This is a genomic window from Stenotrophomonas sp. SrG, assembly GCF_050031795.1.
In the GTDB taxonomy this organism is placed as follows: domain Bacteria; phylum Pseudomonadota; class Gammaproteobacteria; order Xanthomonadales; family Xanthomonadaceae; genus Stenotrophomonas; species Stenotrophomonas rhizophila_A.
Map to the genome: position 1 here is coordinate 1 of NZ_JBNBBE010001503.1, position 233 is coordinate 233.

At 74.7% G+C, this 233-nt stretch carries 1 pseudogene; it reads right to left on the reverse strand.

Annotated features, from left to right (window positions below):
- Nucleotides 1–118 precede the first annotated feature (118 nt).
- Nucleotides 119–233, reverse strand: a pseudogene (locus ACQG3P_RS24385) (accessory factor UbiK family protein); the annotation flags it as partial.

A 233-nucleotide genomic window follows, 5' to 3' on the forward strand; every position in this document is an offset into this window, starting at 1 on the left:
CGCCGCTCTGGGTATGCGGCAAACCGCCGGAGAGGAGGACCTCGATCCGGACCGCGGGCGCCTGGACGCCGGCGCGGGCACGGCTGTGCCCCAGCGCCAGGCTCATCGGGTTTCCTTCTTACGGCGCCGGGCGCTCGGCCGGCGGGTGGGCGGCGGCGTCCAGCGCGGCCACGGTCTTCTCCAGCGCTTCCAGCTTCTCGCGGGTGCGCTGCAGCACGGCACGCTGTACGTCG